We start from the raw sequence: 22,092 nt of genomic DNA, 5'->3' as shown, positions 1-22,092 counted from the left end.
TAGGACGTGCCGGTCGAGGTCGTTAGACTCCTCGCGTGGCTTTCTTCCAGCGTGGTTCGCAGACGGCTCTCGACGAGCGCACCGACGAGCGCGTCGACCAGCGCACCGAGGAGGGCGATCACGAGAAGTTCTCGCACTACGTCCCCAAGGCCGAGCTGACCGAGGCGATGGTCATGGGCACCCCGGTGATCGCGCTGTGCGGCAAGGTCTGGACGCCGAGTCGCGACCCGCAGCGCTTCCCGGTCTGCCCCGAGTGCAAGGACATCTGGGAGAGCATGGACAAGGGCGACGAGGGAGACGGCTCGGGTGACGCGTAGCCAGCACCTCCGGGTCTGGCAGCGAGAGGCGTTCGACCTCTACCAGCGCACGCAACCGAGCGACTTCCTGACCGTCGCGACGCCCGGCGCCGGAAAGACGACGTTCGCGCTGACGATCGCGGCCGACCTGCTCGCGCGCGGCATCGTCGAGCGCATCGTCATCGTCACGCCGACCGACCACCTCAAGACGCAGTGGGCCCTGGCTGCCGCCGGCATCGGCATCATGATCGACCCCGCGCTGCCGAGCCGCGGCGTGCTCGGGTCCGGGTTCCAGGGCTTCGCGGTGACGTACGCGGGCATCGCGGTCAACCCCAACGCGTACCGCAACCGCATCGAGCACCGCTCGACGATGGTCATCATGGACGAGGTGCACCACGCGGGCGACGCGCTCACGTGGGGCGACGGCGTGCAGGAGGCCTGCGAGCCCGCGGTGCGGCGCCTCGCGCTGACGGGCACCCCGTTCCGCTCCGACGACAACCCCATCCCGTTCGTGACCTACGCGCCGCAGACCGACGGCTCGAAGGTCAGCGTCGCCGACTACTCGTACGGCTACGGCCACGCGCTCAAGGACGGCGTCGTGCGTCCCGTGCTGTTCATGGCCTACTCGGGTCAGATGCACTGGCGGACCCGGGCCGGCGACGAGGTCGCGGCCCGGCTCGGCGAGCCCCTCGACCGCGCCGCGACGGCCCAGGCGCTGCGCACGGCCCTCGACCCGAACGGGTCGTGGATCCCCGAGGTGCTCAGCGCGGCCCACACCCGCCTGCTCGAGGTGCGTCGCCACGTGCCCGACGCGGGCGGGCTGGTCATCGCCAGCGACCAGGACAGCGCGCGGGCCTATGCCGCGGTGCTGGCCGAGATCACGGGTGCGGCCCCGACCGTCGTGCTGTCCGACGAGGCCGGCAGCAGCGCCAAGATCTCGGAGTTCTCGGCCGGCATGGACCCGTGGATGGTCGCGGTGCGCATGGTCAGCGAGGGCGTCGACGTGCCGCGGCTGTCGGTCGGCGTCTACGCCACGACGACCTCGACCCCGCTGTACTTCGCGCAGGCCGTCGGGCGCTTCGTGCGGGCGCGCCGCAAGGGCGAGACCGCGTCGATCTTCGTGCCGAGCGTGCCGCGCCTGCTGGCCCTCGCGTCCGACCTCGAGACGCAGCGCGACCACGTCGTGGGCCGGCCCGTCAAGGACGAGGACGACCTGTTCGCCGCCGAGGCCGAGCTGATCGCCAAGGCCCAGGAGGACCAGGGCGCGTCCGACGACCTGCTGGGGGAGTACCGCGCCCTGGCCAGCGACGCCGACTTCGACCGACTGGTCTACGACGGTGGCGAGTTCGGCTACGACTCGCTGTCGGACGACGAGGGCGAGCTCGACTTCCTCGGCATCCCGGGCCTGCTCGATCCCGCGCAGGTCGCCGAGCTGCTCCGCACGTCGCGGGCCAAGCGTGCGCAGGCCAAGGCCGCCGAGCCGTCGGCGCCGGCCGCCGACGTCGCCTTCGAGAAGCGCGGTGAGCTGCGGCGCGAGCTGCAGGCGCTGGTCGGCGCGTGGCACCACCGCACGGGTGCGCCGCACGGCGTGACCCACAGCCGTCTGCGGTCCCAGTGCGGCGGACCCGCCGCGGCCCAGGCCTCGACCGAGCAGCTGCAGGCCCGCATCGACGCGCTGCGCACCTGGGCGCTCAAGGCGTCGGGCTAGGCTCTCGGGGTGACTTCGTCGATGGCCCTGCGCACCCGTCTGTTCGGACGGCTCCTGAAGATCTCCGAGAAGGGCATCGAGGACGTCGTCGACCTCCCGGCGCACCGGGCCAAGCGGGTGAAGCTGCAGCGCACCGCGATCGGCGGGCTGATCTTCGGACGCCCCGATCCGGCCGCCACGGTCGACGAGCTCGTGATCGGCACGGGCCAGCGTGCCCTGGTGCACCGGCCCGAGGACGCGATCGGTCCGCTGCCGTGCGTCGTGAACTTCCACGGGGGCGGCTGGGTGCAGGGCAACCCCGAGCAGTCCGCGTGGCTCGCGAGCCGCATCGCCGTGCGGGGCCGCGTCGTCGTGGTGTCGCCGGCGTACCGCCTGGCCCCCGAGCACGAGTTCCCGGCCGGCGTCGACGACGCCCGCGACAGCCTCGCGTGGGTCGTCGAGCACGCCGAGGAGCTCGGCGTCGACCCCCAGCGCATCGCGGTGATGGGCGACAGCGCCGGTGGGAACCTGGCGGCGGTCGTCTCGCTGATGGCGCGCGACGCGGGCGGTCCGCCCATCCGCGCGCAGGTGCTGATCTACCCCGGCGTCGAGATGTACGACCGCTGGCCGTCGGAGGACCGCAACGCCGACGCCCCCGTGCTGACGTCGGCCAACATGCGGGCGTTCGCGCGGCTGTACCTCGGCGAGCAGCACGGCACCGAGGACTTCCGGGCCTCGCCGATCCGGGCGGCCTCGCACGCCGACCTGCCCAAGGCGTTCATCCTGACGGCCGAGGCCGATCCGCTGCTCGACAACGGCAGCCGTTACCGCGACGCGCTCGTCGAGGCAGGCGTGCCCGTCCGCTACGTCGAGTACGACGGGGCGATCCACGGCTTCATGAGCCTGCCGGGCGTCGTGCCCGTCGCGCGCCGCGCCCTCGACGACATCGTCGACTTCTTGCGCGAGGTGCTCTAGCCCGGTCCCGGCGAATCTGCGCCAGACCATTGTGACAGTGTCGCTGTCACGGTACGGTCCGTTCATGAGGCGAGACCACTGGCAGCAGCAGATCGCACGGCTCGATCCCGAGACCGACTACGAGCAGATCGCGCGCATCACCGCGATGCACGAGTTCCCGTGGGACTCGCAGCAGGCGTTGAGCTTCGCACTGTTCCGCACCTACGCCGTCCCGACGGTGGGCCGGCTCCTCTACGACACCGGCGAGTTCACGGGTTCGGTGCAGAAGCGGCACGACGACACCGCGATCCTCCTCGAGACGATCGCCGAGAGGGGCCTGGAGTCGCCCGACGGCCGAGCCGGCGTGCGCCGCATGAACCAGATGCACGGCAGCTACGACATCTCGAACGACGACATGCGCTACGTGCTCGCGACCTTCGTCGTGACACCGGTGCGGTGGATCGAGCGGTACGGGTGGCGCGACGGCACGGAGGCCGAGAAGACCGCCACGGTGCGCTACTACCAGCGGCTCGGCCGGCTCATGGGCATCACCGACGTCCCGGTCGACTACCAGGGATTCTCCGACCTGATGGACGCCTACGAGCGCGAGACGTACGTGTTCGACCCGAAGGCCCGGGCCGTCGCCGACTCGACGCTCGACCTGTTCGTGACGTTCTACCCGCGACCGCTGCGCCGTGTCATGCGCCGGTTCGCGATCGCCCTGCTCGACGACCACCTGCGCGAGACGTTCCGCTACCCGCGGCCCACGCGCGCGATGTCGGCACTGGCGCACGGGTCGCTGGTGGCGCGCGGCCGGCTGCTGCGCTTCTTCCCCGCCCGCCGCCGGCCGTCGCTGCTGCGCGACACGCACCGCGTGCGGACGTACCCGGGCGGCTTCATGATCGAGCACCTCGGCACGTTCCCCGCGACGATGCCGCGCGACGACGCCGAGCCCGGACGCGTCTGACCGGAACCGGGTTGCGGTCCGCCCGGCGCAGCGCACGATGGAGGGAGTCCCGACCCCAGGAGCCCCCGTGAAGCGCATCACCCCCGTCCTCGCCCTCACCGCCGCGATCGCCCTGTCCGCGGGCGGTGCGCCGGCCCAGGCCGCCCCGTCCGACCGGTCGTCCTCGCCCGACCGCATCGAGCTGCCGAACGGCTGGTTGCCCGAGGGCATCACGACCGACGGCAAGAACCTGTTCTCCGGCTCGCGCGCCGACGGGGCGATCCAGAAGATCACGGTGCGCACGGGCCAGCGCCGGACGTTCGCGGGCGCACCGGGCCGCATCGCGGTGGGCCTCGACCACGACAGCCGGCGCGACGTCCTCTGGGTGGCCGGCGGAGCGGGCAAGGAGCTGCGCGCCCAGGACGCCGACACCGGAAAGGTGCTGCGCACGTACCGCTTCCCGAGCGCCGGCAACCGCTTCGTCAACGACGTCACGGTCACGCCCACCGCGGTCTACGCGACCGACTCGCTCAGCCGCGAGCTGCTGGTCGTGCCGCTCTCGACCCGCACGAAGAAGCTGCCGGCCGCGTGGCGCGCCACGACCCGGTCGCTGAACGGCGACCTGAAGCTGGCCGAGGGCAACAACCTCAACGGCATCGTCAGCACCCGCGGCACGCTCGTGGCCGTCCAGAGCAACACCGGCCGCCTGTTCACGATCGATCCCCGGTCGGGCCGCACCACTAGGGTCCGGACGGGCGGCACGACGTTCGTCAACGGCGACGGTCTCGAGCCCGGCCCCGGCGGCACCCTGTACGTCGTCCAGAACCGCGACAACCGCATCCGCGTCCTCTCGCTCGGGACGAAGGCACGGTCGGCGAAGGTCGTCGACACGATCGGCCGTCGCGACTTCGCGTCGGACGTCGACGTGCCCTCGACCGTCGCGCTGCTGAAGGGCTCGCTGTACGCCGTCAACGCCCGCTTCGGCACGCCCGCGCCCGAGACGGCCGCCTACTGGATCACCCGCGCCCCGGCGCGCTGAGCCGTCCGGTCGGGGCGAGGCGGGGAAGGTTCCGGTCGCGGAGGGCGTTGGACCCGGTGTGAGGCTCTCCGTGCTCGATCTCGTCCCCGTCCGCTCCGACCAGACGACCCGCGACGCCGTCGCGTCGACGATCTCGCTCGCGCAGGTCGCCGACCGGGCCGGGTTCACCCGTTTCTGGGTGGCCGAGCACCACAACATGCCCGCCGTCGCAGCGACCTCGCCGCCGGTGCTGATCGGCATCCTCGGCGCCAACACCGATCGCATCCGGCTCGGCTCGGGTGGCGTCATGCTGCCCAACCACGCGCCGCTCGCGGTCGCCGAGCAGTTCGCGCTGCTCGAGGCGGCGACCCCCGGACGCATCGACCTCGGCATCGGCCGCGCTCCCGGCTCCGACCCCGTCACGTCGATGGCGCTGCGGGGTGCCGCCGGCCGCGACGACACCGACGTCGAGAACTTCCCGCAGTACCTCGACGACGTCGTGGCGCTGATGGGCACCGAGGGCGTGCGGGTCGCGGTGCCGCGCCAGCAGTACGTGCTGAAGGCCACCCCGGCGGCCGCGTCGGAGCCGCGCATGTGGCTGCTCGGCTCGTCGATGTACTCGGCGCACCTCGCCGCGGCCAAGGGGCTGCCGTACGTGTTCGCGCACCACTTCTCGGGCCACGGCACCGCCGAGGCCCTCGCGGTGTACCGATCGGAGTTCCGGCCCAGCGACGTGGCGTCCGAGCCCGTCACGTTCCTGACCGTCAACGTCGCGGTGGCCGACACCGACGAGGAGGCGCGGGCGCTGGCGCTGCCGAACATGCAGATGATGTCGCAGCTGCGCACGGGCCAGCCGCTCACGGCGCTGTCGCTGGTCGAGGACGCGCAGGCCGTGCCGACGCACCCGCAGCTGCAGACGATCATCGACGACGGCTACGCGCGAGCCGTCGTCGGAACGCCGGCCGACGCCGCCGACCAGCTGCGTCGTCTGGCCGACCGGTTCGGCGTCGACGAGGTCATGGTCAACCCGATCGCCTCGGCGCACCGCGGCACCGACCCCTCGACGGCCCCGGGCCGCGAGCGCACGCTCGAGCTGCTCGCCAAGGAGCTGCTGTAGGGATTGTCCCGCGCGTCGACGCCCGTTCACCCCACGGTGGACGGGCGTTGCCCTGCGCGGGGCAGGGTCGGTGCCATGACCGAGATCATCGCGGCGCCCGCACACCGGCGCTCCCGCCCGTCCCGTGCCTCGCTGCTGCTCCGTTCGATCGGCGGTCCGGCGGTCGTGGGCGTCGCCGTGGGGGCTCTCGCCACGGTGCTGGCGCCCACCCTGCGTGACGCGCAGGCGTCCTAGAACCAGAAGCTCAGGAACGGCTCGACCGGGGAGCGGAACAGCTCGTCGAGCCGCCCGGCGTCGCCCGTGACGCCTCCCGTGGCCTGCAGCGTCCGTGCCGACACGCCGCCCAGCAGCAGCGACCCCAGGGCGTTGACGGTGACCGTCGCGTCGGGCGGCCCGTCCGTCGCGCTGACGACCGCGCGACGGTCGTCGTCGACCTCGAGGGCGTAGGTGCCGGCGGCGAACCCCAGGTCGTCAGTCACCCGGACGACGACCCGTCCGCTCGCGGAGTACGTGCGGGCCGACAGGGCCCCGGGCACGTCGAGCACCCGCACCCAGAGGTGGTCGACCTCGTCGACGTGCACGGCGCGGAAGTCGTCGATCAGCCAGCGCAGCGGCTCGTCGACCGGACGGAGGTGGGCCGTGACGGTCGAGACGAGGTCCATCTCGAGCACGAACCGCCACAGGGCGGCGTACGCGTCGGGGGTCGCCGCGACGAGGGTGTGCAGCCGGAGCGTGTGATCGGTGAAGTCGGCCTCGTTCTCGACGAGCTGGTAGACCGCGAAGCCCTGCGGGACGCCGTCGACGTCGTCGTGGCGCACCAGACGAAGGTTCTTGGCGTTGTCGTCGCCGATGCCGAGCCCGATCCGCCGCAGCCAGAGGTTGCCGTCGGCCGCGTGGGACACCTCGCCGGCCCGCAGGGCGCGGACGCGCTCGACGATCGCGTGGCCGTCGTGCCGCAGCTGGTCGGGGGTCACGTGGTGGATGCGTCCCGTCGTCGGCGGACCCGTCCAGCGCACCCGGCGCGTCGAGATCGTGAGGTCGCGGGCGAACGCCGCGGGTGAGAAGCCGAAGCGCGAGTAGATCGTCGACTCCGAGACCGTCAGCATCGCGATCGGCAGACCCAGCGCGGACGCCGTGCGCAGCTCGGCCTCGAGCAGCTGGCGTGCGATGCCTCGTCGGCGGTGGGTCTGCGAGACCGTCACGCCGCTGATCGCCCACGACGGCACGGCGTGCCCGCCCGGAAGGGTCAGCTCGGCGGGCCAGCAGTGGGTCGAGGCGACGGGCTCGGCGGGCACGGCGGACGTCTCGTCGTAGACGCCGACCAGCCGGTCGTCGAGCACGTGGGCGCGCCGCGCCTCGGTCTGGTCGGCGGGTGCCGCGGGGCCGAGGAAGCCGCGCGTGACGGCGTCCGACCAGGCGGTGTGATCGGCCGCGTCGGCGGTGTCGACGAGGCGCATCGTGAGGTGCTGCCGGGCGAGGTGCGCCGCGGACGTCTCGTCGATCGGCAGGGCGAGGTGCGGGGAGGTCACGCCGCCAACCTACGACGTGTCAGTCGGCCAGCACCACGCCAGCCTCGGCCCACTCACGGTGCACCGACGACAGGGTGCCGGGCGAGACCGCGGCGGTCAGCGAGGCGAGCACGCGCACGTCGAACCCCTCGCGGGCCGCGTCGAGCGCGGTGGCCCGGACGCAGTGGTCGGTCGCGATGCCGCACACGTCGACCGCGTCGATTCCGGCATCCCTCAACCAGTCGGCCAGCCGCGTCCCGGACGCGGACGACCCCTCGAAGCCCGAGTAGGCAGCCTCGTACTCGCCCTTCAGGAAGGTCTCGTCGAACAGGCCGGGCTCGAGCGGAGCGTGCAGCTGCTCGCCCTCGGTGCCGACGACGCAGTGGCGGGGCCACGAGTCGACGAAGTCGGGCGTCTCGGAGAAGTGCGCCCCGGGGTCGATGTGGTGGTCGCGGGTCGCGACCACGGTCTCGTAGGCGCCCGTGGCGATCAGGGCGGCGACGTCGGTCGCGACCCTCGCCCCGCCCACGACGGCGAGCGAGCCGCCCTCGCAGAAGTCGTTCTGCACGTCGACGACGATCAGTGCGGTGGTCATGGTGCCTCCCGGTCAGTCGGTGGTCTCGTAGATCGTGTCGAGGACGGGATCGCCCTTCGACAGCTGCCGGGCGGCGGCGGGCAGCTCGGCCAGGGCCGTGCGCAGGCGCGTGCGGGCGTCGTCGAGCGTGTCGTGGTGGACGCGCTCGCCGTCGCGCACCAGCTCGACCAGCAGCGGCCGGTCGTCGCCGTCCCGGTCGGGCACGTCGCCGATGCCGATGACCTCGGCCTGGGCGCGACCCGTCGCGTCGAGGCGGCGCAGGGCGTGCTTGCGACCCCCGACCGAGACCTTGTCCTGGCTCTTCTTCGCGACGGGCACCATCGCGCCGTCGTCGCCGGCGCGCGAGACGAGCTTGTAGACGAAGCCGCTGGTGGGAACCCCCGAGCCCGTGACGAGCGAGGTGCCGACGCCGTAGCCGTCGACCGGGGCGACCGCGAGGGCGGCGATCGCGTGCTCGTCGAGGTCGCTGGTGACGGTGATGCGCGTCGACGTCGCGCCCAGCCCGTCGAGCTGCTGCCGCACCGCGCGCGCGAGCGACACCAGGTCGCCCGAGTCGAGCCGGACGCCGCCGAGCTCGTGCCCCGCGAGCCCCACCGCGGTGCGGATCGCCTCGGGGATGTCGTACGTGTCGACGAGCAGCGTCGTGCCCGGCCCGAGGGACGCGATCTGGGCCTCGAAGGCGTCGCGCTCGGTGTCGTGGAGCAGCGTGAAGGAGTGTGCGCTGGTGCCGGTCGTGGGGATGCCGTGGGTGCGGCCCGCCTCGAGGTTCGACGTCGCGGCGAACCCCGCGATGTAGGCCGCGCGGGCCGCGGCGACGGCCGACGCCTCGTGCGTGCGGCGCGACCCCATCTCGATGCACGGACGGTCGCCGGCCGCGGTGATCATGCGCGAGGCGGCCGTCGCGATGGCGGAGTCGTGGTTGAGCACCGACAGCAGGAGCGTCTCGAGCACGACGCACTCGGCGAACGTCCCCTCCACGACCATGACGGGCGACTGCGGGAAGTACACCTCGCCGTCGGGGTAGCCCCAGATCGAGCCGCCGAAGCGGTAGTCCGCGAGCCACGCCAAGGTCGCGGCGTCGACGACGTCCGCCTCGCGCAGCCACGTCAGCTCGGCGTCGCCGAAGCGGAAGTCGGCCAACGCGTCGAGGGCCCGGCCGACGCCGGCGACGACGCCGTAGCGACGTCCTCCTGACAGGCGGCGGGCGAACAGCTCGAACACCGAGTGGCGGTCCGCGGTGCCGTTGCGCAGCGTCGACTGCAGCATCGTGAGCTCGTAGCGGTCGGTCAGCAGCGCGGTGCTCCGGGTGGCGGTCACCCGTTCAGCCTAGGTCAGGGCGGGGGGAGGGGGCGCGGCCGTTGGCCACGGCGGGTGCCTGCGTCACAATGGTGGGGTGAGCACCCCGACCCCCGTCGAGATCGCCGAGCCCGACGTCTCCAGCGTCGTCGAGCTCGAGGACCCGTGGGTCACGATCGTCTGGAACGACCCCGTCAACCTCATGTCGTACGTCGCCTACGTGTTCCGCAACTACTTCGGCTACACCGACGAGAAGGCGCACGAGCTGATGCTCGAGGTGCACAACGACGGCAGGACCGTCGTCTCCAGTGGCCGTCGCGAGCAGATGGAGCGGCACGTGCAGGCCATGCACGAGTACGGCCTGTGGGCGACCCTCGAGCGGCAGGACGCCTGATGAAGCCCTTCAAGAAGAGGCGTCGCGGCGGCATCTCCGCGACGTTCGAGATCGGCGAGGCGCACCTGCTGGCGAATCTGGCCGGGCAGGTCGTCGAGCTGCTGCGCGACCGCAACGGTGCCGAGGAGTCGGACGCCGACCCGCTCGCCGCGCAGCTCGGCATGGGCGGACCCTCGCTGCCGCCGGAGGACCCGGTCCTGCAACGCCTGCTGCCCGACGCGTACCGGGACGACCCCGACGACGCGGGAGAGTTCCGCCGGTTCACCGAGCGCTCGCTGACGTCCGCCAAGGTGCTGAACGCCGAGACGCTGATCGGATCCCTGGTCGACGGCGGCCTCACGTTCGGCGAGCTGCCCGACGAGCTCACGGGCGACGACGGCGACCGGGTCGAGGTCGAGCTCGACGACGACGAGGTGCAGGCATGGCTGCGCGCGCTGACCGACGTCCGGCTGTCGCTGGCGGTGCGGCTCGGCATCGAGACCGACGACGACGCCTTCCACGTGGCGCAGTCAGAGGACGCGGCGATCGCGGCGATGTCCGACATCTTCGACTGGCTCGGCTACGTCCAGGAGACGCTGGTCTCGGCGCTCGACTGACCGGCGCGTCTTGCGTGCTGGCCGGTCCCGGGCGGGCGGCGCCCCAGCCGATAAACTCGGCGGGTGCTGACCATCGACCGGGCCACGCATGACGCGATCGTCGCGCATGCCCGCCGCGACCACCCCGACGAGGCCTGTGGCGTCGTCGCCGGGCCCATCGGCTCCGACGTCCCCGCCCGCCTGATCCCGATGCTGAACGCCGCGATGTCGCCGACGTTCTACGAGTTCGACTCCGGCGACCTGCTGCGGCTCTACCGCGAGATGGACGACAACGACGAGGAGCCCGTCGTGATCTACCACTCGCACACGTCGACCGAGGCCTATCCGTCGCGCACCGACGTCAACCTCGCGGGGGAGCCGGGCGCCCACTACGTCCTGGTCTCGACGCGCGACGGTGCCCACGAGAGCGGTCCGGTCGACTTCCGGTCGTACCGGATCGTGGACGGCGAAGTCACCGAGGAAGAAGTCCGGGTCGTCGACGGTTATGACCACGGAGAAGTCACCCAACAGAAGGCAGAACACTGATGGCCATCGAGGTCCGCATCCCCACCATCCTGCGCACGTACACCGACGGTGAGCGCGTCGTCGAGGGCTCCGGGTCGACCGTCACCGAGGTGATCGACCAGCTCGAGACCGATCACGCGGGCATCAAGGACCGTCTGGTCGAGAACGGCGAGGCCCGCCGCTTCGTCAACATCTACGTCAACGACGAGGACATCCGCTTCACCGGCAACCTCGGTACCCCCGTCGCCGACGGCGACACCGTCGTGATCCTGCCGGCGGTCGCCGGTGGGTCCGCAGGGGTCTGATCCGCACCGCATGCGCTTCGACTCGCTGATCGACTCCGTCGGCCGCACGCCGCTGGTCGGGCTCCCGACGCTGTCGCCCTCGCCGGACGTCCGGCTGTGGGCCAAGCTCGAGGACCAGAACCCCACCGGGTCGATCAAGGACCGTGCGGCGCTGAGCATGATCCTGCGCGCCGAGAAGGAGGGTCGCCTGCACCCCGGCGCGACGATCCTCGAGCCGACGAGCGGCAACACCGGCATCTCGCTGGCCATGGTGGCGCGGCAGCGCGGCTACCGGATCATCTGCGTCATGCCCGAGAACACGTCGATCGAGCGCACGCAGCTGCTGACGATGTGGGGCGCCGAGATCATCCCGTCGCCCGCGGCGGGCGGATCGAACGAGGCGGTGCGGGTCGCCAAGGGGCTCGCGGCCGAGCACCCCGACTGGGTCATGCTCTACCAGTACGGCAACCCCGCCAACGCCGACGCGCACTACGAGGGCACCGGCCCCGAGATCCTCGGCGACCTCCCCGAGGTGACGCACTTCGTCGCCGGGCTCGGCACGACCGGCACGCTGATGGGCGCCGGCCGGTTCTTCCGCGAGCACAAGCCCGAGGTGCGCATCGTCGCGGCCGAGCCTCGCTACGGCGAGCTCGTGTACGGGCTGCGCAACCTCGACGAGGGCTTCATCCCCGAGCTGTACGACGCGTCGATGATCGACGCACGGTTCTCGGTGGGCCCGCGCGACGCCGTCCGCCGGGTGCGCGAGCTGGTCGAGTCCGAGGGGATCTTCGCGGGCATCTCGACCGGCGCGATCCTGCACGCCGCGCTGGCGCAGGCGGCCAAGTGCGTCAAGGCCGGCGAGAAGGCCGACATCGTCTTCATCGTCTGCGACGGCGGCTGGAAGTACCTGTCGACCGGCGCCTACGAAGGCACCCTCGACGAGGCCGAGGACAGGCTCGACGGCCAGCTCTGGGCCTAGCGCCGTCCCCGCTCCCGGTGGCGCCCTCTGGCGGTGACGTGGCGACCTTTCAGTGACCGCGAGAGGTCGCCAGGTCACCGCTCGGAGCTGCGCGCCTCCGGATCCGGTGTGATGGGGTCGGCACGTCATTCCTACCGTCCTCGGGTGCCCGTCGACTACCCTCGGGGCGTGAGTCAGATCGTGGTCTTCTCCGGAAGCGCGCACCGTCCCCTTGCCGAGAAGATCTGCTCCGAGCTCGGGCAGCCCCTGTCGGCGTCGGACACGATGCGGTTCAGCAACGACTGCCTCCAGGTACAGCTGCTGGCCAACTGCCGCAAGAAGGACGTCTTCATCATCCAGCCGCTGGTGCCGCCGACGCAGGACCACCTGATGGAGCTGCTGCTGATGATCGACGCGGCGCGCGGGGCCAGCGCGGCGTCCGTCACCGCGGTCATCCCGCACTACGCCTACGCGCGCTCCGACAAGAAGGACGCCTCGCGCATCTCGATCGGCGGTCGTCTCGTGGCCGACATGCTGACGACCGCGGGCGCCGACCGGGTCGTCACGATGACGCTGCACGCGCCGCAGGTGCACGGGTTCTTCAGCGTCCCCGTCGACCACCTGACCGCGATCGGCGAGATCGCCGACCACTACCGCAGCCGCGACCTCACCGACACCGTCGTGGTGTCGCCCGACCTCGGCAACGCCAAGACCGCGTCGCTGTTCGCCCGCCTGCTCGGCGTGCCGGTCGCGGCCGGCAGCAAGCAGCGCCAGGCCGACGACCGCGTCGTGATCGACGCGATCGTGGGCGACGTCGCGGGCAAGAAGGCGATCGTCCTCGACGACGAGATCGCGACCGGCGGGTCGATCGTCGAGCTCATGAACAAGCTGCGCGAGGAGGGCTGCGTCGAGGCCTCCGTCGCCTGCACGCACGGCCTGTTCACCGGCAACGCCGTCGAGCGCCTGCGCGGCCACCCCTCGATCACCGAGGTCGTCACGACCGACACCGTCCCGCCGCCGGCCGACTGGCCCGAGCTGCAGGTGAGGTCGGTCGCGGGCCTGTTCGCCGAGGCGATCGCCCGCATCCACGCGGGGGAGTCCGTCTCGTCGCTGTTCGACGGCGTCGACCCGGCCCACGCGCCCCCGCAGCCCAAGCTGCCGCTCTGACGGCTGCAGGTCCCGGGTCCGACGTCCCGGGTCCGACGGGCGGAGTGTGATGTCGGCCGGTTCGCTGTCGCCGGACGCGCCGGGGGACGTAGGGTCGTGGCTTGTGGACGCACCCATCGGAATCTTCGACTCGGGCTTCGGTGGCCTGACGGTCGCACGGGCCGTGCTCGACCAGCTTCCGCACGAGCCGGTGCTCTACCTCGGCGACACGGCCCGTCAGCCGTACGGTCCCAAGCCGATCTCCGAGGTGCGCGAGTACGCCCTCGAGTGCCTCGACCACCTCGTCGCCCAGGGCGTCAAGGCCCTCGTGATCGCGTGCAACTCGGCCAGCGCCGCGGTGCTGCGCGACGCCCGCGAGCGGTACGACGTCCCGGTCGTCGAGGTCATCGTGCCGGCGACGCGTCGCGCCGTCAGCGCGACCCGCAACGGCGTCGTCGGCGTCATCTGCACCGAGGCGACCGCGACGTCGCGTGCCTACGACGACGCCTTCGCCGCCAATCCCGGCATCACGCTGCACACGCAGGCCTGCCCCGCCTTCGTCGACCTCGTCGAGCAGGGCGTCACGAGCGGCCCCGAGCTGCTGGCGGCCGCCGAGGAGTACCTGCGGCCCCTCATCGGCCTCGGGGTCGACACGCTGGTGCTCGGGTGCACCCACTACCCGTTGCTGACCGGCGTACTCTCCTACGTCATGGGTGACGCCGTCACGCTCGTCTCGAGCGCCGAGGAGACGGCCAAGGACGTCTACGGCCTGCTGGTGCGCGACGACCTCGAGCGCGACCGCACGCTGCCGGCGCCGCACCACCGCTTCCTGACGACGGGGCGCCCCGACGACTTCGCCCGCCTCGGGCGCCGGTTCCTCGGCCCCGAGATCGCCGCGGCCGAGCAGTTCTCGTGGGTGGGGGTGTCATGAAGCTGACCGTCATCGGCTGCGCCGGATCGTTCGCGGGCCCCGACTCGCCCGCCAGCTGCTACCTCGTCGAGGCGCCGTTCGAGGGTCGCACGTACCGCCTGCTCGTCGACCTCGGCAGCGGTGCGTTCGGCCCGCTGCAGCGCCACAGCACGATCCGCGACATCGACGCGATCGCGCTGTCGCACCTGCACGCCGACCACTGCTTCGACATGTCGGGCTTCTACGTCGTGAGCCGCTACCACCCCGAGGGCGCCTTCGACCAGATCCCCGTCCACGCCCCCGAGGGGGCCGGCGACTTCCTCGTCGCGGCCTACGGCGTCGAGGAGCGTCAGGGCATGCAGCAGCAGTTCGCGTTCAACCCCTGGCAGGACGGTGGCACGGTGCAGCTCGGCCCGTTCACCGTGACGTCGGTGCTGGTCAACCACCCCGTGCCGGCCTTCGCCCTGCGGATCGCGACGGACGACCACGCGATCGCCTACTCGGGAGACACCGGCCCCACCGATGCGCTGCTCGAGCTCGTCGAGGGCGTCGACCTGTTCCTGTGCGAGGCGTCGTTCGTCGAGTCGGGCGACAACCCGCCCAACCTGCACCTGACGGGCGCCGAGGCCGGGCACTACGCGACGGTCTGCTCGGTGCAGCGGCTGCTCGTGACGCACATCCCCACGTGGACCGATCGCGACGAGGTCGAGGCCGACGTCCGCACGACGTGGTCCGGCCCGTACGACATCGTCACCGCCGGGGCGACGTACCAGCTCTGAGGGCCGTTAGGCTCGAGGCATGACCCGTGAAGACGGCCGCGCCGCCGACGAGCTCCGCCCCGTGACCATCACCCGCAACTGGCTCGACCACGCCCAGGGCTCGTGCCTGATCGAGTTCGGCAGGACGAAGGTGCTGTGCGCCGCGAGCGCCAGCGAGGGCGTGCCGCGCTGGCGCAAGGGCTCGGGCCTCGGCTGGGTCACGGCCGAGTACGCGATGCTGCCGCAGGCCACGCACGACCGGTCCGCCCGCGAGTCGGTCAAGGGTCGCATCGGTGGCCGCACGCACGAGATCTCCCGCCTCGTCGGCCGGTCGCTGCGCATGGCGATCGACGACAAGGCGCTCGGCGAGAACACCATCACGATCGACTGCGACGTCCTGCAGGCCGACGGCGGCACCCGCACCGCCGCCATCACGGGCGCGTACGTCGCGCTCGCCGACGCGGTCGAGCACCTGCGGGCCAAGGGCGCGCTGGCGGGCGAGCCGCTCGTCGAGTCGGTCGCCGCGATCAGCGTCGGCATCATCGACGGCGTGCCGCTGCTCGACCTGCCGTACGTCGAGGACGTGCGCGCCGAGACCGACATGAACGTCGTCATGACGGGCTCCGGCAAGTTCGTCGAGGTGCAGGGCACCGCCGAGGGCGCGCCGTTCGACAAGGCCGAGCTCGACGCCCTGCTCGAGCTCGCGGCCAAGGGCTGCGTCGACCTGACCCGTCTCCAGACGGAGGCGCTCGGACGATGACGGCCCGCGTCGTCCTGGCGTCCAACAACGCCAAGAAGCTCGCCGAGCTGCGTCGCATCCTCGAGCCGCTCGTGCCGGGGGTCGAGGTGCTCGGCCTGGCCGACTTCCCGGCCTACGACGAACCCGCCGAGACCGAGCCGACGTTCGAGGGCAACGCCCTGATCAAGGCGCGCGCGTGCCTGGCCGTCACGGGTCTGCCGTCGCTGGCCGACGACTCGGGCCTGTGCGTCGACGCGCTCAACGGCATGCCCGGCGTGCTGTCGGCGCGCTGGTCGGGCGTGCCGAAGGCCGACGGGGGCGACGCGGCCAACAACCGGCTGCTGCTGAGCCAGCTGTCGGAGGTCCCTGCCGCGCGCCGTACCGCCCAGTTCCGCTGCGTCATGGCGCTGTGCACGCCGGACGGCCACGAGCTCGTGCAGGAGGGCGTCATGGCCGGTCGGGTGCTCGAGGCCGAGCACGGCGGCGGAGGGTTCGGCTACGACCCCCTCTTCGGGGCCGACGGGTACGACGTCTCGACCGCTGAGCTGCCGCCGGGCGAGAAGGACCGCATCAGCCACCGCGGCACGGCGCTGACGGCGATGGCCCCCGCGATCGTCGCCGCCCTGGTCTGACGACGAGGACGGCTAGCGCGGCAGCGCGGGCTTCTCGAGCGCCCGGATGACGCGGCGCGCGATGGCCAGGCTTCCGTCGCGGTTGGGGTGGATGCCGTCGATGACGCGATCGGCCGTCAGGGCGCCGTGGGTGCTGACGAACTGCAGCCCGTGCGCCCGCGCCTCGTCGGCGATGACGCGCGTGACGCGGACGCCGTCGGCGCGGTCGAGCGGGCCCCACGGCGGCCCGAGCACGACGATGCGGGTCGAGCGCGGCAGGTACGTCGTCAGCACGTCGAGGTACGTGTCGACGGCGTGCCGCACCTCGGCGTCGGTCGACGGGACGAAGCCGCCGTCGACGCACCGGGCCCAGTCGTTGCGCCCGCCCTCGACGATCAGGATCGACGGCGCGGGGCCCGTGTAGGCATCGGGCCGGTCGATGAACCGGTTGCCGGTGCAACGCTGGCCCGGACGCAGGTAGCCCGAGCCCGACTGCGCGTACGTCCGCACGTGGGCGTCGAAGCGGCGTCCGGTGACGCTCCACCACGCCTGGTCGGCGCTACCGGGGTCGTCGTCGTAGCGGGCCGAGATCGAGTCGCCCACCACGACGATGCCGTCGGGGGCGATCACCGACACGGCCTGCGACTGGCCACCCTGAGCGCCCTGCCACGCGACGAACGGGCCGACGAGCAGGGCGACGACGACCGCGAGGGCGGCGGATCTGCGCGCAGACCTGCGTGGTGTCGTCATGGTGCATCCTTCGTTCCCGAGAGCAGCACTGTACGTCCGCCGCGCGCCCCCGTCGGAGCGAATCTCGCATGTCCGTCGAGTTGTCACCGAAAATGGTTCTTCCGGGCCATGCGAGCGCCTACTCGGGCAGGGCGAACCCCTGCTGCCGCCAGGCCTCGTACACCGCGACGGATGCGGTGTTGGCCAGGTTCATCGAGCGTCGGCCGGGCAGCATCGGCAGTCGGACCAGTGCCGTGAGGCGCGGGTCGTCCAGCACCTCCTGCGGCAGCCCGGTGGGCTCGGCGCCGAACATGAGGACGTCGCCGGGCTCGTAGTGGACGTCGGTGTAGACCTCGTCGCCCTTCGCGGTGAACGCGAAGACGCGGCACGGCGCGAGGGCCGCCAGGGCCGCGTCGAGATCGGCGTGGACCGTCATGACGGCGAGGTCGTGGTAGTCGAGACCGGCGCGCTTGAGCTTGGACTCCGACAGGTCGAAGCCGAGCGGTTCGACGAGGTGCAGCTCGGCCCCCGTGACGGCGGCGAGCCGGATCGCGGCGCCGGTGTTGCCGGCGATGCGCGGCTCGTGGAACAGGATGCGGAACATTCAGCGGTGCCTTCCGGCCGGGGGTGACGGTGAGCGGGGGATCAGGACGACGTGGACGACGAGCCCCGCGATCAACGCCCAGAACGCCGATCCGATGCCCAGCACCGTGACGCCGGACGCGGCGACCAGGAACGTCACGACGGCGGCCTCGCGGCCCGTCCGCTCCGACACGGCCCCCTCGAACGCGGCAGCGAGGGTGCCGAGCAGTGCCAGGCCCGCGACGGTCGCGATGACGCCGGTGGGTGCGACCGCCACGAGCGCCGCGAGGGCCGCCGAGGCGATCGCGAGGACGACGTACGTCCAGCCGCCCGACTGGGCGGCGATCCACCGACGTCGGGGGTCGGGGCCGGCCGGCGGGCCACCGGCGAGCGCCGCGCTGATGGCCGCGAGGTTGACCGAGTGGCCGCCGGCCCCGGCGCCCAGCATCGTCGCGACACCGGCCGTGACGAGCGAGCCGCGCCACGGGAGGTCGTAGCCGAGCGACTTCATGATCGCGAAGCCCGGCACGTTCTGCGACGCCATCGTGACGACGTACAGCGGCAGCGCGATGCCGATCATGGCGGCCCAGCTCCACTCGGGCGCCGTCAGCGTCAGCCGCGGCACCAGGTCGGATCCGGCGATCGTCGTGCCCGTGCGGACCATGTCGACGCCGATCACGACGCCCGCCGTCACGAACGCGGCCGGAGCGGCCCAGCGCGGCGCGAACCGCACACCCGCCAGCCAGACGACCACGACGGGCAGGATCGTCCACGGGTCGTCGGTCAGCGCCCGGACGGGTGCCAGGCACAGCTCGAGCAGCACGCCCGCGAGCATCGCCTGCGCGATCGGCGCGGGGATCAGCCCGATGAGGCGGCCGAGGGCGGGCCACAGGCCCGTCAGGACGTACGCGGCGCCCGCCGCGAGGAAGGCGCCGACCGCGACGGCCCAGCCCCCGTCGAGGGGCGCCGTGCCGGCGAGCAGCGCGGCACCGGGCGTCGACCACGCGAGCACCAGCGGGATGCGGTGACGGCGGCTCAGCCAGATCATGCCGACGGCCTGCGTCAGGCACAGCGCGAAGAGCCCCGAGGCCGCCTGGGCGGGGCTCGCGCCGACGGCGCGCAGGCCGGTCAGGACGACCGCGAAGGTGCTGGTGTAGCCGACCAGGACCGCGATGACGCCGGCGCTGACGGGTTGCTGCAGACCGCCACGACCGTGGCCGGCGGCCGCCTCCTGCTCCATGGCCATTCACCCTAGGGCACGGTTCGCCCTAGACTCACCGACCATGGCCTCTCCCCAGCGCGTCCACGTCGTCCACACGTTCACGTCCGATCCCGCCACGGTGTTCGAGAAGCTCTCCGAGCACGAGAACCTCGGCCCGGTCTTCGGCGCGAAGATCAGGCGCGTCCGCGACGGCGACACCACGCGCAACGGCGTCGGATCCACGCGCAGCCTGAAGATCGGCCCGCTCCCGGCGTTCCACGAGACCACGACGGTCGCCGAGCCCGACAGCCTGATCGAGTACCGGATCACGCAGGGGAGCCCCCTCACGGGTCACTGGGGACGCCAGATCCTGACGCCGACGCCCGACGGCGGCACGCAGCTCGACTACACGATCGGCTTCGACGCCGCGGTGCCCGGCATGGCGGCCGTCGTCGGCACGATCCTGCAGAAGGCGATCGGCAAGGGCATCGGCAAGCTGACGCCGTAACGCAGGTGCCAGAATCGGGTGTGCGCCCGATCCTGTTCGTCCTCGCGGCGGCGGTCTGCTTCGGGACGACCGGCACGGCCCAGGCCTACGGGCCCGGCGCCGCCTCGAGCAGTGCCGTCGGCCTGACGCGCATCGTCGTCGGCGGGCTGTTGCTGGGCGGCGTGGCGTGCTGGCTCGCGCGACGGTCGCGGCTCGTCCCGCCGACCCTCGGGCGTCCCCAGCTCGTCGCGGTGCTGGTCGGCGGTGCCGGGGTACTGGCGTACCAGCCGACGTTCTTCGCGGGCGCACGGCTCAACGGTGTCGCGGTCGGCGCGGTCGTGACGCTCGGCGCCGCTCCCGTGCTGACCGGCCTGCTCGAGTGGGTGCTGACGCGGCAGGTGCCCACCCGCGCGTGGTTCGTGGGCACCTCGTGCGCGGTGGCGGGCGTCGCGCTGATCGGCGGGCTGGTCGACGGCGCCGGCCAGGCCGTGAGCGCGGCGGGGCTCGCCGGGTCGCTCGGCGCCGCGCTGTCGTACGCGGTCTACACGCTCGCGGCGAAACGGCTGCTGGCGGACGGATGGAGCGCCACCGCCGCGATCGGCAGCGTGTTCGCGACGGCCGCCGTGATGGCGGCACCGTTCCTGCTGCTGGTCGACCTGTCGTGGACGACGAGCACGTCGGGGGTCGCGATGATCGCCTGGCTCGCGATCGTGACGGTCGTGATCGCGTACGTGCTGTTCGCCGCGGGGCTGCGGTCGCTGTCGGCGTCGTCGGTGTCGACGCTGACGCTGGTCGAGCCGCTGACGGCGTGCGTGCTGGGCCTGGCGCTGCTCGGCGAGCAGCTGTCCGCGGCGGGCTGGGCGGGGCTCGCGGCGCTGCTCGCCGGCGTCACGCTGCTCGCCGTCAGGCGTTGAGCCGCCGCCAGACGTGCGCCGTGGCCGACTCCACGTCACCGGGGTGAGTCTGCTGGAAGTTCCGGCCGCCGCGCGCGAACGTCTGCTGCACGGCGGCCGGTGTCACGGCGGCGTCGACCGGCTCGTCGACCCAGTCGCAGTCGCGGACGTTCACGAGGTCGACCGACGCCCCCTCGTCGTCGCGTCGCCACGGCCCCGTGATGCGTCCGAGGAACGTGCGACCGTCCGGGTGCCGGGTCCAGACGAAGGCTCCCGAGGGCACCGCGGCGAACCGCTCGAGCCGACGCTCGGACCGCTCGTCGGTGGCCTCGCCGACGCCGACGAGACCGTTGCGCAGGGCGTGCTCGACGGCCGCCGCGTGGTCGACGTCGTCGCGCCGCGAGCGCAGGGGAGCGCGGTACACCGGGTCGGTCACGTGACGGCTCAGCTCAGGATGCCGCCGAGGATGCCGCCGCCGACGGCAGCACCCGCGACCGCCCCGCCGTTGCCGCCGCCACCCTGTGGGTAGGCGGGCCCCTCGGACGGCTGCACGACGACGAAGCCCGGGCCCTGGAAGGCGTACTGGAACGCCTCGCCGGATCCGCCGCGCAGTGACGACCGCATCGACATGCTGTTGTGGAGCTGCGGCGTCAGGTTGGCCGACCAGCACACCGCGGCGTTGATGTCGACGTACGTCGGCTGCTGCGAGCAGTCGAGGATCATGGGGTCGCCGTCGGCGACCAGCGCGACCTGGCCCGTGCCCGACACGATCGTGTTGAACAGCCCGCCCGCCGCGACGCCGACGCCCTTGACCCGGCGGATGTCGTGGTCGAGCGACGCGTCGAACGCCAGCAGGTTGCGCCCGTTGATCGAGATGCCGTCACCCTCGAGGGTCAGGACGAACACGTTCTTGGCGGTGTCGGCGAAGAACACCTCGCCCTGCCCGGCCACCGTCATGAGCGGGTTGTCCTCGCTCGTGACGACCTTCTTCATGAGCTTGCCGAGGCTGCCGGCCGACTTGTGCTCGAACGTGACCTGGCCCTGGTAGGCGACCATGACGCCCTTGGTCGCGAGCACGGGCGCGCCCAGCGTGACCTTGAGCATCCGTGGGTTCTGCAGCGTGAACCGCTCCGAGGTCTGCACCTCGTGGTGGGCCTGGGCGAAGAGCTCTGACTTCATGGCGTGCCTTTCGTGGGTCGTGACATGACAACGAACGACGGTTCCGGCGAGTGCCGATGACAGGACTTGAACCTGCACGCTCGAAAGCACAGAGACCTAAACCCTGCGTGTCTACCAGTTTCACCACATCGGCTTGCGCGACCGATCCTAGTCGGACGCGGGCGCTCAGGACTCGAGGCCGAGGTCCTTGCGCAGCTTGGCGACGTGACCCGTGGCCTTGACGTTGTACTGCGCGAGCTGCACCGTGCCGTCCTCGACGACGAACGTCGACCGGATGACGCCCTGCACGACCTTGCCGTAGAGCTTCTTCTCGCCGAACGCGCCCCACGCCGTGAGGACCTCCTTCTCGGGGTCCGACAGCAGCGTGATGGTCAGGCCGTCGTTCTCGCGGAAGCGTGCCAGCTTCTCCGGCTTGTCGGGCGAGATGCCGAGGACGGTGTAGCCCTCGGACTGCAGTCGGTCGAGCGAGTCGCTGAAGTCGCAGGCCTGCTTGGTGCATCCCGGGGTCATCGCGGCGGGGTAGAAGTAGACGATGACCTTGCCCTGCTGGTCGGACAGCGTGGCCTGCTGTCCGGTGTCGTCGGTCAGCGTGAAGTCGGGTGCGGTGTCGCCTGCCTGCAGTCGGGTCGTCATGCGGACTATCCTGACGTACGTGTGCGGGCAGCCGGCCCGCACCTCCGTGAACGACCGAGTGAGCGAGGCAC

General features: G+C 72.1%; 28 protein-coding genes and 1 tRNA gene. 19 read left to right on the top strand and 10 right to left on the bottom strand.

Annotated features, from left to right (window positions below; all coding sequences use genetic code 11):
* The first annotated feature begins 35 nt into the window (after nt 1-35).
* The 7 genes from IFT73_RS19040 (at nt 36) to IFT73_RS12910 (ending at nt 6,252) form a co-directional block, all read left to right on the top strand.
* The gene (locus tag IFT73_RS19040; RefSeq protein ID WP_056611261.1) at nt 36-317 is read left to right on the top strand and encodes a DUF3039 domain-containing protein; all 282 of its coding nucleotides are present in this window, start codon (nt 36-38) and stop codon (nt 315-317) included.
* Entirely contained in the window at nt 307-2,004 is a 1,698-nt protein-coding gene (locus IFT73_RS12935; protein ID WP_192167982.1) for a DEAD/DEAH box helicase, read from the top strand. Before IFT73_RS19040 ends, IFT73_RS12935 begins: the two co-directional genes overlap by 11 nt.
* Nucleotides 2,005-2,013: 9 nt before the next feature.
* Nucleotides 2,014-2,958 (top strand): alpha/beta hydrolase fold domain-containing protein, encoded by a 945-nt coding sequence (locus IFT73_RS12930; RefSeq protein WP_192167981.1) that lies wholly within the window; start codon nt 2,014-2,016, stop codon nt 2,956-2,958.
* A gap of 64 nt (nt 2,959-3,022) precedes the next feature.
* Nucleotides 3,023-3,904, top strand: coding sequence for an oxygenase MpaB family protein (locus IFT73_RS12925; RefSeq protein WP_192167980.1), 882 nt, complete (start codon nt 3,023-3,025; stop codon nt 3,902-3,904).
* Nucleotides 3,905-3,971: 67 nt separating this feature from the next.
* Nucleotides 3,972-4,922, top strand: coding sequence for a superoxide dismutase (locus IFT73_RS12920; protein ID WP_192167979.1), 951 nt, complete (start codon nt 3,972-3,974; stop codon nt 4,920-4,922).
* 70 nt (nt 4,923-4,992) lie between these two features.
* Nucleotides 4,993-6,018, top strand: a complete 1,026-nt coding sequence (locus IFT73_RS12915) for an LLM class flavin-dependent oxidoreductase (protein ID WP_371811265.1) — start codon at nt 4,993-4,995, stop codon at nt 6,016-6,018.
* 75 nt (nt 6,019-6,093) lie between these two features.
* Nucleotides 6,094-6,252, top strand: coding sequence for a hypothetical protein (locus IFT73_RS12910; protein ID WP_192167977.1), 159 nt, complete (start codon nt 6,094-6,096; stop codon nt 6,250-6,252).
* Here IFT73_RS12910 and IFT73_RS12905 read toward each other — a convergent pair.
* Genes IFT73_RS12905 through IFT73_RS12895 form a run of 3 tightly spaced genes read right to left on the bottom strand, consistent with a single transcriptional unit; the run spans nt 6,249 to nt 9,438 of the window.
* Nucleotides 6,249-7,547, bottom strand: a complete 1,299-nt coding sequence (locus IFT73_RS12905; protein ID WP_192167976.1) for a GNAT family N-acetyltransferase — start codon at nt 7,545-7,547, stop codon at nt 6,249-6,251. The genes IFT73_RS12910 and IFT73_RS12905 overlap by 4 nt on opposite strands.
* Nucleotides 7,548-7,566: 19 nt before the next feature.
* The gene (locus IFT73_RS12900; protein WP_192167975.1) at nt 7,567-8,121 is read right to left on the bottom strand and encodes an isochorismatase family protein; all 555 of its coding nucleotides are present in this window, start codon (nt 8,119-8,121) and stop codon (nt 7,567-7,569) included.
* 12 nt (nt 8,122-8,133) lie between these two features.
* Nucleotides 8,134-9,438 carry a nicotinate phosphoribosyltransferase gene (locus IFT73_RS12895; protein ID WP_192167974.1) on the bottom strand — a complete coding sequence of 435 codons (1,305 nt, stop codon included), beginning with the start codon at nt 9,436-9,438 and terminating at the stop codon, nt 8,134-8,136.
* Between the two features lie 76 nt (nt 9,439-9,514).
* Here IFT73_RS12895 and clpS point away from each other — a divergent pair, with 76 nt between their 5' ends.
* The 10 genes from clpS to rdgB all read left to right on the top strand — a co-directional run bounded on the left by clpS (nt 9,515) and on the right by rdgB (nt 16,338).
* On the top strand, nt 9,515-9,811 hold the full coding sequence (gene clpS, locus IFT73_RS12890; RefSeq protein WP_056611277.1) for an ATP-dependent Clp protease adapter ClpS: 297 nt from the start codon (nt 9,515-9,517) through the stop codon (nt 9,809-9,811).
* Entirely contained in the window at nt 9,811-10,407 is a 597-nt protein-coding gene (locus tag IFT73_RS12885) for a DUF2017 domain-containing protein (protein ID WP_192167973.1), read from the top strand. The genes clpS and IFT73_RS12885 overlap by 1 nt, the downstream gene beginning before the upstream one ends.
* 63 nt (nt 10,408-10,470) lie before the next feature.
* A complete protein-coding gene (locus IFT73_RS12880; protein WP_056611282.1) occupies nt 10,471-10,932 on the top strand; it encodes a Mov34/MPN/PAD-1 family protein in 462 nt (153 codons plus the stop codon).
* Nucleotides 10,932-11,216 carry a MoaD/ThiS family protein gene (locus IFT73_RS12875; RefSeq protein ID WP_192167972.1) on the top strand — a complete coding sequence of 95 codons (285 nt, stop codon included), beginning with the start codon at nt 10,932-10,934 and terminating at the stop codon, nt 11,214-11,216. Before IFT73_RS12880 ends, IFT73_RS12875 begins: the two co-directional genes overlap by 1 nt.
* A gap of 10 nt (nt 11,217-11,226) precedes the next feature.
* Entirely contained in the window at nt 11,227-12,174 is a 948-nt protein-coding gene (locus IFT73_RS12870) for a PLP-dependent cysteine synthase family protein (protein ID WP_192167971.1), read from the top strand.
* A 168-nt stretch (nt 12,175-12,342) separates the two neighbouring features.
* Nucleotides 12,343-13,320, top strand: a complete 978-nt coding sequence (locus IFT73_RS12865; protein WP_056611806.1) for a ribose-phosphate pyrophosphokinase — start codon at nt 12,343-12,345, stop codon at nt 13,318-13,320.
* 49 nt (nt 13,321-13,369) lie between these two features.
* Nucleotides 13,370-14,230, top strand: a complete 861-nt coding sequence (gene murI, locus IFT73_RS12860; RefSeq protein WP_192167970.1) for a glutamate racemase — start codon at nt 13,370-13,372, stop codon at nt 14,228-14,230.
* Complete coding sequence (locus IFT73_RS12855) at nt 14,227-14,988, top strand: MBL fold metallo-hydrolase (protein WP_192167969.1); 762 nt, start codon at nt 14,227-14,229, stop codon at nt 14,986-14,988. The genes murI and IFT73_RS12855 overlap by 4 nt, the downstream gene beginning before the upstream one ends.
* Before the next feature lie 19 nt (nt 14,989-15,007).
* Entirely contained in the window at nt 15,008-15,727 is a 720-nt protein-coding gene (gene rph / locus IFT73_RS12850) for a ribonuclease PH (protein ID WP_192167968.1), read from the top strand.
* Complete coding sequence (gene rdgB, locus IFT73_RS12845) at nt 15,724-16,338, top strand: RdgB/HAM1 family non-canonical purine NTP pyrophosphatase (protein WP_192167967.1); 615 nt, start codon at nt 15,724-15,726, stop codon at nt 16,336-16,338. The genes rph and rdgB overlap by 4 nt, the downstream gene beginning before the upstream one ends.
* A 12-nt stretch (nt 16,339-16,350) precedes the next feature.
* Here rdgB and IFT73_RS12840 read toward each other — a convergent pair whose 3' ends face one another.
* From IFT73_RS12840 to IFT73_RS12830, 3 genes are all read right to left on the bottom strand, one after another.
* The gene (locus IFT73_RS12840) at nt 16,351-17,067 is read right to left on the bottom strand and encodes an SGNH/GDSL hydrolase family protein (protein WP_192167966.1); all 717 of its coding nucleotides are present in this window, start codon (nt 17,065-17,067) and stop codon (nt 16,351-16,353) included.
* A gap of 118 nt (nt 17,068-17,185) precedes the next feature.
* Nucleotides 17,186-17,650 carry a tRNA (cytidine(34)-2'-O)-methyltransferase gene (locus IFT73_RS12835; RefSeq protein WP_192167965.1) on the bottom strand — a complete coding sequence of 155 codons (465 nt, stop codon included), beginning with the start codon at nt 17,648-17,650 and terminating at the stop codon, nt 17,186-17,188.
* Nucleotides 17,651-18,868, bottom strand: a complete 1,218-nt coding sequence (locus IFT73_RS12830) for a benzoate/H(+) symporter BenE family transporter (protein ID WP_192167964.1) — start codon at nt 18,866-18,868, stop codon at nt 17,651-17,653.
* Nucleotides 18,869-18,911: 43 nt separating this feature from the next.
* On the opposite strand from IFT73_RS12830, the gene IFT73_RS12825 reads away from it, so the two are divergent.
* Together IFT73_RS12825 and IFT73_RS12820 are read left to right on the top strand one after the other, a co-directional pair.
* Complete coding sequence (locus IFT73_RS12825; protein ID WP_192167963.1) at nt 18,912-19,337, top strand: SRPBCC family protein; 426 nt, start codon at nt 18,912-18,914, stop codon at nt 19,335-19,337.
* A 20-nt stretch (nt 19,338-19,357) separates the two neighbouring features.
* Nucleotides 19,358-20,230 (top strand): EamA family transporter, encoded by an 873-nt coding sequence (locus IFT73_RS12820; RefSeq protein WP_192167962.1) that lies wholly within the window; start codon nt 19,358-19,360, stop codon nt 20,228-20,230.
* Here IFT73_RS12820 and IFT73_RS12815 read toward each other — a convergent pair.
* The 4 genes from IFT73_RS12815 to bcp all read right to left on the bottom strand — a co-directional run bounded on the left by IFT73_RS12815 (nt 20,220) and on the right by bcp (nt 22,021).
* Complete coding sequence (locus IFT73_RS12815; RefSeq protein WP_192167961.1) at nt 20,220-20,645, bottom strand: GAF domain-containing protein; 426 nt, start codon at nt 20,643-20,645, stop codon at nt 20,220-20,222. The genes IFT73_RS12820 and IFT73_RS12815 overlap by 11 nt on opposite strands.
* An 8-nt stretch (nt 20,646-20,653) precedes the next feature.
* Nucleotides 20,654-21,388, bottom strand: coding sequence for an AIM24 family protein (locus IFT73_RS12810; RefSeq protein ID WP_056611322.1), 735 nt, complete (start codon nt 21,386-21,388; stop codon nt 20,654-20,656).
* A 51-nt stretch (nt 21,389-21,439) separates the two neighbouring features.
* A tRNA-Leu gene (locus IFT73_RS12805) sits at nt 21,440-21,521 on the bottom strand.
* A 32-nt stretch (nt 21,522-21,553) separates the two neighbouring features.
* Nucleotides 21,554-22,021, bottom strand: coding sequence for a thioredoxin-dependent thiol peroxidase (gene bcp / locus IFT73_RS12800; protein ID WP_192167960.1), 468 nt, complete (start codon nt 22,019-22,021; stop codon nt 21,554-21,556).
* Nucleotides 22,022-22,092: the final 71 nt, after the last annotated feature.

The organism is Aeromicrobium sp. CFBP 8757, assembly GCF_014841755.1.
Lineage (GTDB): Bacteria > Actinomycetota > Actinomycetes > Propionibacteriales > Nocardioidaceae > Aeromicrobium.
The sequence above is the reverse complement of the archived record's forward strand: the minus strand, read 5'-3'. Positions and strand labels throughout refer to the sequence as shown.

Excerpts from the sequence above, each read along its gene's own strand:
- IFT73_RS12925 (WP_192167980.1), top strand. The coding sequence starts at position 3,023 with ATGAGGCGAGACCACTGGCAGCAGCAGATCGCACGGCTCGATCCCGAG.
- IFT73_RS12910 (WP_192167977.1), top strand. The coding sequence starts at position 6,094 with ATGACCGAGATCATCGCGGCGCCCGCACACCGGCGCTCCCGCCCGTCC.
- IFT73_RS12900 (WP_192167975.1), bottom strand. The coding sequence starts at position 8,121 with ATGACCACCGCACTGATCGTCGTCGACGTGCAGAACGACTTCTGCGAG.
- IFT73_RS12885 (WP_192167973.1), top strand. The coding sequence starts at position 9,811 with ATGAAGCCCTTCAAGAAGAGGCGTCGCGGCGGCATCTCCGCGACGTTC.
- IFT73_RS12875 (WP_192167972.1), top strand. The coding sequence starts at position 10,932 with ATGGCCATCGAGGTCCGCATCCCCACCATCCTGCGCACGTACACCGAC.
- IFT73_RS12870 (WP_192167971.1), top strand. The coding sequence starts at position 11,227 with ATGCGCTTCGACTCGCTGATCGACTCCGTCGGCCGCACGCCGCTGGTC.
- murI (WP_192167970.1), top strand. The coding sequence starts at position 13,370 with ATGTCGGCCGGTTCGCTGTCGCCGGACGCGCCGGGGGACGTAGGGTCG.
- IFT73_RS12855 (WP_192167969.1), top strand. The coding sequence starts at position 14,227 with ATGAAGCTGACCGTCATCGGCTGCGCCGGATCGTTCGCGGGCCCCGAC.
- rph (WP_192167968.1), top strand. The coding sequence starts at position 15,008 with ATGACCCGTGAAGACGGCCGCGCCGCCGACGAGCTCCGCCCCGTGACC.
- rdgB (WP_192167967.1), top strand. The coding sequence starts at position 15,724 with ATGACGGCCCGCGTCGTCCTGGCGTCCAACAACGCCAAGAAGCTCGCC.
- IFT73_RS12840 (WP_192167966.1), bottom strand. The coding sequence starts at position 17,067 with ATGACGACACCACGCAGGTCTGCGCGCAGATCCGCCGCCCTCGCGGTC.
- IFT73_RS12835 (WP_192167965.1), bottom strand. The coding sequence starts at position 17,650 with ATGTTCCGCATCCTGTTCCACGAGCCGCGCATCGCCGGCAACACCGGC.
- IFT73_RS12830 (WP_192167964.1), bottom strand. The coding sequence starts at position 18,868 with ATGGAGCAGGAGGCGGCCGCCGGCCACGGTCGTGGCGGTCTGCAGCAA.
- IFT73_RS12825 (WP_192167963.1), top strand. The coding sequence starts at position 18,912 with ATGGCCTCTCCCCAGCGCGTCCACGTCGTCCACACGTTCACGTCCGAT.
- IFT73_RS12810 (WP_056611322.1), bottom strand. The coding sequence starts at position 21,388 with ATGAAGTCAGAGCTCTTCGCCCAGGCCCACCACGAGGTGCAGACCTCG.
- bcp (WP_192167960.1), bottom strand. The coding sequence starts at position 22,021 with ATGACGACCCGACTGCAGGCAGGCGACACCGCACCCGACTTCACGCTG.